The sequence below is a fragment of the Monashia sp. HAY1-5C genome (assembly GCF_056755255.1).
The window spans coordinates 19848-27833 of record NZ_JBPGXG010000049.1 but is presented as its reverse complement, the minus strand read 5'-3'; the positions used below and the strand labels follow the sequence as shown (position 1 = coordinate 27833).

6 protein-coding genes are annotated in these 7986 nt (G+C 71.0%); 4 read left to right on the top strand and 2 right to left on the bottom strand.

The genetic code is table 11. From position 1 onward, the window contains the following. The 4 genes from ACR9ZK_RS09720 to ACR9ZK_RS09705 form a co-directional block, all read left to right on the top strand. On the top strand, positions 1-1652 hold a 1652-nt coding region (locus tag ACR9ZK_RS09720), incomplete at its 5' end, for an ABC transporter permease subunit (RefSeq protein WP_481341694.1). A gap of 1 nt (position 1653) precedes the next feature. After that, positions 1654-2565: a sugar ABC transporter permease gene (locus ACR9ZK_RS09715; RefSeq protein ID WP_481341693.1), complete on the top strand. Its 912-nt coding sequence runs from the start codon at positions 1654-1656 to the stop codon at positions 2563-2565. Beyond that, on the top strand, positions 2562-4454 hold the full coding sequence (locus ACR9ZK_RS09710) for a glycoside hydrolase family 13 protein (protein ID WP_481341692.1): 1893 nt from the start codon (positions 2562-2564) through the stop codon (positions 4452-4454). Before ACR9ZK_RS09715 ends, ACR9ZK_RS09710 begins: the two co-directional genes overlap by 4 nt. Position 4455: 1 nt before the next feature. After that, entirely contained in the window at positions 4456-5469 is a 1014-nt protein-coding gene (locus tag ACR9ZK_RS09705) for a LacI family DNA-binding transcriptional regulator (RefSeq protein ID WP_481341691.1), read from the top strand. Positions 5470-5533: 64 nt separating this feature from the next. On the opposite strand, the gene otsB is transcribed toward ACR9ZK_RS09705, so the two are convergent. Further along, complete coding sequence (otsB, locus tag ACR9ZK_RS09700; protein ID WP_481341690.1) at positions 5534-6337, bottom strand: trehalose-phosphatase; 804 nt, start codon at positions 6335-6337, stop codon at positions 5534-5536. Continuing rightward, positions 6334-7812, bottom strand: coding sequence for an alpha,alpha-trehalose-phosphate synthase (UDP-forming) (locus ACR9ZK_RS09695; RefSeq protein WP_481341689.1), 1479 nt, complete (start codon positions 7810-7812; stop codon positions 6334-6336). Before ACR9ZK_RS09695 ends, otsB begins: the two co-directional genes overlap by 4 nt. Positions 7813-7986: the final 174 nt, after the last annotated feature.

Genomic DNA, 7986 nt, shown 5'->3' with positions numbered 1-7986 from the left:
TCCGTCGTCGGCAGCGTCAGATGTGTATAAGAGACAGCCGGCCACCGCCCGCGGACCACCGCCCCCAGCCCTTCCCTCCCGACGGAGATTCAACGATGAGTCGCTCTCCCTACGTCGTGCTCAAGTGGGTCGTCATCGCGGTCGTCCTGGCCGCCGTCGTCTACATGGCCGGCCTGTTCGCCGCCAACGGTCAGCTCATCGGCACCGTGGTGCTCGGGCTCGTCGGTCTGGCGGTGCTCCTCGTGTACTCCACGCGGCGCAACGTCCCGGCAAAGTACCTGTTCCCCGGCCTCGTCTTCTTCCTCGCCTTCCAGATCTGGCCGGCCGTCTTCACCGGCGCCACGGCGTTCACGAACTGGGGCGACGGCCACAGCCTGAGCAAGGAGGAGTCGGTCGCGGCCATCGTCGGCTCCTCGGTGGAGGAGGTGCCCGGCAAGCCCCGCTACGCGCTGAGCGTCGCGGTCAAGGCCGGTGACGACAAGGCCACCGGCGACCCGGTCTACATCCTGACCGACCCGACGACCAAGAAGGTCTACGCGGGGACCAAGGACGGCCTCACCGAGCTGCCGGCCGGCGACGTGACCGCCGGCCTGACCGGGAAGGTCACCGCGGTCAAGGGCTACACGATCCTCAACGGTCGCGAGGTCAACGGCCGCCAGGACCTCGACGACTTCTCCGTCCCGACGGGCGGTGGGGCCGCCATCAAGCGGGTGGGCCTGTCCGAGGCGTTCGAGGGCAAGCCGGCCGTCAGCTACGACGCGAGCACCGACCGGCTCACCGACAGCCGGCCGGTCGCCGACGGGCAGCCCGCGAAGGTGTACGGCCCGAACAACGCGTCGTGGGTCAACCTGGCCGACCCCAACGACCGGCTCCCGCAGGGCTGGAAGGAGAGCGTCGGCTTCAAGAACTTCTCGAACGCGCTGACCGACCCGACGCTGCGTTCCGGGTTCTTCAAGATCCTGCTGTGGAACTTCGTCTTCGCGGCCGTGTCGGTGCTCTCGACGTTCCTGCTCGGGCTCGCCCTCGCCCTGCTCTTCAACGACGACCGGCTCAAGGGCAAGAAGATCATGCGCGCGGTCCTCGTCCTGCCCTACGCGCTGCCCGGCTTCGTCACGGCTCTCGTCTGGGCCTCGATGTTCAACCAGCAGTTCGGGCTCATCAACAACGTCACCGGCCTGACGGTCGACTGGCTCGGCAGCGGCACGGCGGCCAAGGCGGCGATCCTCATCACCAACCTGTGGCTCGGCTTCCCCTACATGTTCATCGTGTGCACCGGTGCGCTGCAGTCGGTCCCGGGCGACGTCAAGGAGGCCGCGGCCATCGACGGCGCCACCGGCTTCCGGACGGTCCGGTCGATCATCATGCCGCTCGTCCTCGTCGCCGTCGGGCCGCTGCTCATCGCCTCGTTCGCCTTCAACTTCAACAACTTCAGCCTGATCTTCCTCATGACCGAGGGCGGGCCGTTCGAGGGCAGCCAGAGCGCCATCGGGTCCAGTGACCTGCTCATCACGTACGCGTACCGCCTCGCCTTCACGAGCGCGGCACCGAACTTCGGCTACGCGGCGGCGATCTCGATCATCATCTTCTTCATCGTGGCGGTCATGTCGTTCATCGGCTTCCGCCAGACCAAGGCCCTGGAAGAGGTGAACTGACATGGCGACGACCACGACGACGGCCACGACCTCGGCCGACCTCGAGCAGGCCAACGCGATCCACCCGGTCGGGCAGAAGCGTCGGTCCGGCATGTGGTGGAAGTACGTGCTGGCGGCGGTCGCCCTCGTCTGGGCGCTGTTCCCGCTCGTGTTCATCGTGTCGGCGGCGGTCAACCCGTCGGGGACGCTGAGCACGACGAGCCTGCTGCCGAACAACGCCGGTTTCGGCAACTTCGGCGAGCTGTTCGACCTGCGTCCGTACTGGTCGTGGTACCGGAACACGCTCGTCATCTGCGGTGTCGGAGCGTTCGCGAGCGTGATGATCGGCGCCTCCGCGGCGTACGCGTTCTCGCGGATGCGCTTCTACGGCCGCCGGGGCGGGCTCATGGCGCTCCTGCTGGCGCAGATGTTCCCCGTGATGCTCGCGTTCGTGGCGATGTACCTGACGTTCGACTACATCGGGGACTCCGTGCCTCCGATCGGCCTCAACACCCAGGCCGGCCTCATCATCGCCTACCTCGGTGGTGCCATGGGGGCCAACGTCTGGCTCTTCAAGGGGTACTTCGACACGGTGCCGCGCGAGCTCGACGAGGCGGCGAAGGTCGACGGCGCCAGCCACGCGCGCATCTTCTTCACGATGACGCTGCGCCTCGTCCTGCCGATCCTCGCGACGGTCGCGATGCTGTCGTTCGTCGGCCTCTTCAGCGAGTTCCTGCTCGCGAGCATCTTCCTCAAGGACGCGGAGAACCAGACTCTCGCCGTGGGCCTGTGGTCGCTGCTCAAGGCGGACAAGAACAAGTACTTCGGCCCGTTCTGCGCCGGCGCCCTCCTCGCGTCGGTGCCGGTCATGGCCCTCTACTTCGCCGTCCAGAGGTATCTGGTGGGCGGGCTCACCGCGGGCTCGGTCAAGTGAGCCCGAGCCCCGCACCGATCCCCACCCTCCTGTCCGAACCGCATCACGACGGTTCCGCCCGCTACGTCTCGAACCTCACGCCACGGTTGGGCGACACCGTCGACCTGCTCGTGCGCGTGCCGCTCGAGTGCGAGGTCGACGCCGTGCACGTGCGTACGGCGCCGGACGGCGAGCAGCAGTTCGCCAGGGCGCGCCTCGTGCGGACGACGGCCACCGACGCGTGGTGGAAGGCGAGCCTCGTCTGCCACAACCCGGTGACGACCTACCGGTTCCTGCTCGCCGGTGGCCCGACGAGGTACGCATGGCTCAACGGCACCGGCGTGCACCTGCGCGACGTGCCCGACGCGAGCGACTTCCGCCTCGTCGCGCACGAGCGCCCGGCGCCGGCGTGGGCCCAGGGCTCCGTCGTCTACCAGATCTTCCCCGACCGGTTCGCCCGGTCGGCCCGGGCCGACCGCCGCGCCGTGCCCGACTGGGCGGTGCCGGCGGCGTGGGACGACCCGGTGGACACGAGCCGGCGCGCCATCGCCCACCAGCTCTACGGCGGCGACCTCGACGGCGTCGTCGAGCGCCTCGACCACCTCGAGTCCCTCGGCGTCGACGTCGTGTACCTGACGCCGTTCTTCCCGGGCCGCTCCAACCACCGCTACGACGCGTCCTCCTTCGAGGCCGTCGACCCGCTGCTCGGGGGCGATGCCGCGCTGCGTCGCCTGACGACCGCCGCGCACGAGCGGGGGATGAAGGTCCTCGGGGACTTCACGACGAACCACACGGGCGACGCGCACGAGTGGTTCCTCACGGCGTCCGGACCCAACGGCAAGGGGACCCCGGAGCGCGACTACTACATCTGGCAGGGCCACGACTACGTCTCGTGGCTCGGCGTGAAGTCCCTGCCCAAGCTCAACCACCTCAACCACGGCCTCCGCCGGCGCCTCTTCGAGGACCGCTCCGGTGTCGTGCGCAAGTGGCTGGGGCGCTCGGGCGGGCTCGACGGCTGGCGCGTCGACGTCGCGAACATGACCGGCCGGTGGCGCGCCACCGACGTCAACCACGAGGTGGCCGCCCAGATGCGCGACGCGCTGGGGCGATGGGCACCGGAGGCGCTCCTCGTCGGCGAGCACGTCCACGACTACACGGTCGACATGCCGGGTGACGGCTGGCACGGCGTCATGAACTACGCCGGGTTCTGCAAGCCGGTGTGGACGTGGCTGCGCGAGGAGACCGGGGACCCGAACTTCCTCGGCGCGCCGGTGCCCGTGCCGCTGCTCGAAGCAGACGCCGTCGTCGAGACGATGCGGGACTTCACCTCCCGCATCGCGTGGTCCTCGCTCGTCCACTCGTTCAACCTCGTCGGCTCGCACGACTCGACCCGCGTGCGCACCCTCGTCGGCGACGACGACCGCAGGGTCGACGCGGCCGCCGGCCTGCTCTTCACGCTACCGTCGATGCCCATGCTGACCTACGGTGACGAGATCGGCATGCGGGGCAGCTTCGGCGAGGACGGCCGCCGTCCGATGCCGTGGGACGAGTCGGCTTGGGACACCAGGATCCTGGGGACCTACCGAGGACTGATCTCGGCCCGGAGGCGGTCCGCCGCGCTTCGGCACGGCGGTCTGCGCTGGGTGCACGCCGCGGGTGATGCCATCGTCTTCCTCCGCGAGACGGCCGACGAGGTGGCCCTCGTCCACGTCGCCCGCGCCGCCCACGAGCCCGTCGTGGTCGACAGGCGCCACCTCGGCGGCATCGAGGAGGGCACGTCGGCGTACGGACACCGTCCGAAGATCGGCGCCCGTGCTGTCACACTGTCGGCGACCGGCCCGGGGGTGCGCATCTGGACGTGGAGGCCCACCGACGGCGGCGCCAGGCACGTCCGACGGAGAGGGCACTGAGGTGAAGGCACGGCTGCGCGACATCGCCGAGCAGGCGAACGTGTCCGAGGCGACGGTGTCGCGCGTGCTCAACGGCAAGCCGGGCGTGGCCGAGTCGACGAAGCAGGCGGTGCTGACGGCCCTCGACGTCCTCGGCTACGACCGACCGAGCCGCCTGCGGCGCAAGAGCGCCGGTCTCGTCGGACTCATCGTCCCGGAGCTGACCAACCCGATCTTCCCCGCGTTCGCGCAGATCATCGAGAGCTCGCTCGCGCAGAACGGCTACACGCCGGTGCTGTGCACCCAGGTGGCCGGGGGAGTCCACGAGGACGACTACGTCCAGATGCTCCTCGAGCGCGGCGTCGCCGGCATCATCTTCATCTCCGGGCTGCACGCCGACACGATGACCGACCCCGAGCGCTACATCGCGCTGCGCGAGCGGGGGCTGCCGCTCGTGCTCGTCAACGGCTACATCGAGGGTGTCGACGCGCCCTTCATCAGCAACGACGACGTCGCGTCCATGGGCCTGGCCCTCGAGCACCTCGTGGCGCTCGGGCACCGCGAGATCGGCCTGGCCGTCGGCCCGGACCGGTACGTGCCCGTCATCCGCAAGATCGCCGGGTTCCGCCACTCCATGCAGGAGCTCACCGGCCGGCCCGACGTCGACGACCTCATCGAGCGGTCGCTGTTCTCGGTGGAGGGCGGGGCCTCCGCTGCCGGGCGGCTGCTCGACCGGGGGGCGACCGCTGTCGTCTGCGGCTCGGACCTCATGGCGCTCGGTGCGATCCGCGAGGCGCGCAAGCGCGGCCTGCAGGTGCCGCGCGACTTCTCGGTCGTGGGGTACGACGACTCGACGCTCATCGCCTTCACCGACCCGCCGCTGACGACGGTGCGCCAGAGCGTCAACGCGATGAGCGCCGCGACGGTGCGGGCGCTGCTCGACGAGATCGCCGGGCAGCCTTCTCCGCGTGCGGAGTACGTGTTCCGGCCCGAGCTGGTCGTGCGCGGCTCGACGGGCGCCGCCCGGCACCGTTGACCCGACACGCCGGACGCGGCGAACGTGGCGTCCGTGCGCCGGCGGTCAGCGCGCGCGCCCGCGGTCAGTCGGCCGTGTGCGTTCCCCGGCGTTCCTCGAGCAGGCTGGTGAGGAACCGGGCGACGGCGGGCTCGTCGTCGAGGCGGTAGCGGGCCGCGGTCGAGCCGGTGCCGACCTTGACCGTGACGTCCTCGGGACGCGTCATCCTCATGAAGGCGTCCTCGTCGGTGACGTCGTCGCCGAGGTAGACGCGAGCCGTGGCGCCGACCGCCCGGCCGAGGGCGGTGACCGCGGATCCCTTGTCCGCGTGGGAGACCGAGAGCTCGAGCACCGACTTGCCCTTGAGCACCTTGACGCCCTGGTGGTCGAGGGCCACGCGTCGGGCGTCCGCGATGGCCGCGTCGCCGACCTCCCTCGGCAGGCCGCGCGTGTGCACCACGACCGCGGCCGCCTTGTGCTCGATGCCTGCGTCGGGGTGGCGCTCCTTGACGAGCGCCTCGATGTCTGAGCGCAGCTCGGCGAGGGTGACCTCGTCGTCGGGCGTGACGGCCGCGGCCTCCATCGCCGCGCGCACCCGCTCGTCCGAGGACTCGGCCCCGTGGCTGCCGATGAGCACGAGCGGCTCGTCCTCGGTGATGCGGGTCAGGATGCGCAGCGTGGCGAGGTCGCGACCGGAGACGACGGCGACGGTGACGCCCGGCAGCCCGGCCAGCGCGCGCAGCGTGTCGACGCTGCCGGGCAGGGGCGCGGCGCGCATCGGGTCGGTGTCGAACGGCGCCAGCACGCCGTCGTAGTCGGTGGCGACGAGCAGCGTCGGCGCCGCGGCCGCCTCCCGGAGCGCTGTGTCGGGCAGCGCGGACGCGCTCATGCCGTCGCCTCCCGACGGGTGGACCCGGGCGCGCGGCCGGCCGCGTCCTCGGGCACCGGGTGCGGCACGTCGGGGGCCGCGTCGAGGGCGGCGAGGAAGCGCGCGGCCCACCGCTGGACGTCGTGGTCGGCGACGCGTCGGCGCAGCGCCCTCATGATCCGCTGCTTGTCCTTGGCCGGGGTGTTGATGGCGCGCAGGATCGTCTGCTTGAGGCCCTCGATGTCGTGCGGGTTGCACGCGAAGGCCTGGTGCAGCTCGTGCCAGGCGCCGGTGAACTCCGACAGCACGAGGGCGCCGCCGAGGTCGTACCGGCAGGTCACGTACTCCTTGGCGACGAGGTTCATGCCGTCGCGCAGCGGGGTGACGAGCATGACGTCGGCGGCCTGGAACAGCGCCGCCATCTCCTCGCGCGGGTACGAGTGGTGCATGTAGTGCACTGCCGGCGCGCCGATCTTGCCGAGGTCCCCGTTGATCCGGCCCACCGTCTGCTCGATCTCCGCCCGGAGGTTGCGGTAGGCGTCGACGCGCTCACGGCTCGGCGTCGCGACCTGGACGAGCGTCACCTCCGGTGGGCCGAGGCGCCGCTCGGACAACAGCTCCTCGTAGGCCTTGAGGCGGTGCCGGATGCCCTTGGTGTAGTCGAGGCGGTCGACGCCGAGCATGAGCACCTCGGGGTTGCCGAGGCTCTCGCGGATCTCGCGCGCCCGCGCCATGACCTCTGGGGTCCTGGCCAGCTCCTCCAGGCCGTGGAAGTCGACGGAGATCGGGATGGCCGCTGCCCGGACGCGCCGCCCGGTGCCCTCGACCGTGACGAGGTCCCGCTTCGTCGGTGCCCCGAGCAGCTGCCGGCACGCGCGGACGAAGTTGCGGGCGTCGGCCTGGCGCTGGAAGCCGAGGAAGTCGGCACCGAGCAGCCCCTCGAGCAGCTGGGCTCGCCACGGCAGCTGGGCGAACAGCTCGACCGGCGGGAACGGGATGTGGTTGAACCAGCCGATCCGCACGTCGGGTCGCAGCCGGCGCACGAGGGCCGGGACGAGCTGGAGCTGGTAGTCCTGCACCCAGACGCGGGCGCCCTCGGCGGCCACCTCCGCCACGGCGCGGGCGAACCGCTCGTTGACGGCCTGGTAGGCGGCCCACCACTCGCGGTGGAAGGTGGCCGGCACGATGACGTCGTGGTAGATCGGCCACAGGGTGTCGTTGGAGAAGCCCTCGTAGTAGTCGCGGACCTCGTCGGCGGACAGGGCCACCGGGTGCAGGTGGATGCCGTGCTCGTCGAACGGCTCGGGCGCCTCGCCGGAGTCCCCGGCCCAGCCCACCCACGCGCCGGGCTGCGAGCGCATCACCGACTCCATCGCGGTGACGAGACCGCCGGGGGAGCGGCGCCACTCGCTGGCGCCGTCGTCGAGGACCACCTTGTCGACGGGGAGGCGGTTCGCCGCGATGACGAGGTCGAAGGTCTGCCGGTCGGACGGCACCGGGGATCAGCTCCTGTCGTTGGGGCGCGACGCCGCGGGTGACGTCGTGCAGGTCGTGCTGCCTGGCCACCACCCGGCATACCCACCGAGACGACTCGGGTGGCGACGGGCGGGACCGCGGCGGTCGCGTCGGCGCGAGGACGTGCCGGCGGATCGGTCTCACTCTAACGAGGG

Excerpts from the sequence above, each read along its gene's own strand:
- ACR9ZK_RS09715 (WP_481341693.1), top strand. The coding sequence starts at position 1,654 with ATGGCGACGACCACGACGACGGCCACGACCTCGGCCGACCTCGAGCAG.
- otsB (WP_481341690.1), bottom strand. The coding sequence starts at position 6,337 with ATGAGCGCGTCCGCGCTGCCCGACACAGCGCTCCGGGAGGCGGCCGCG.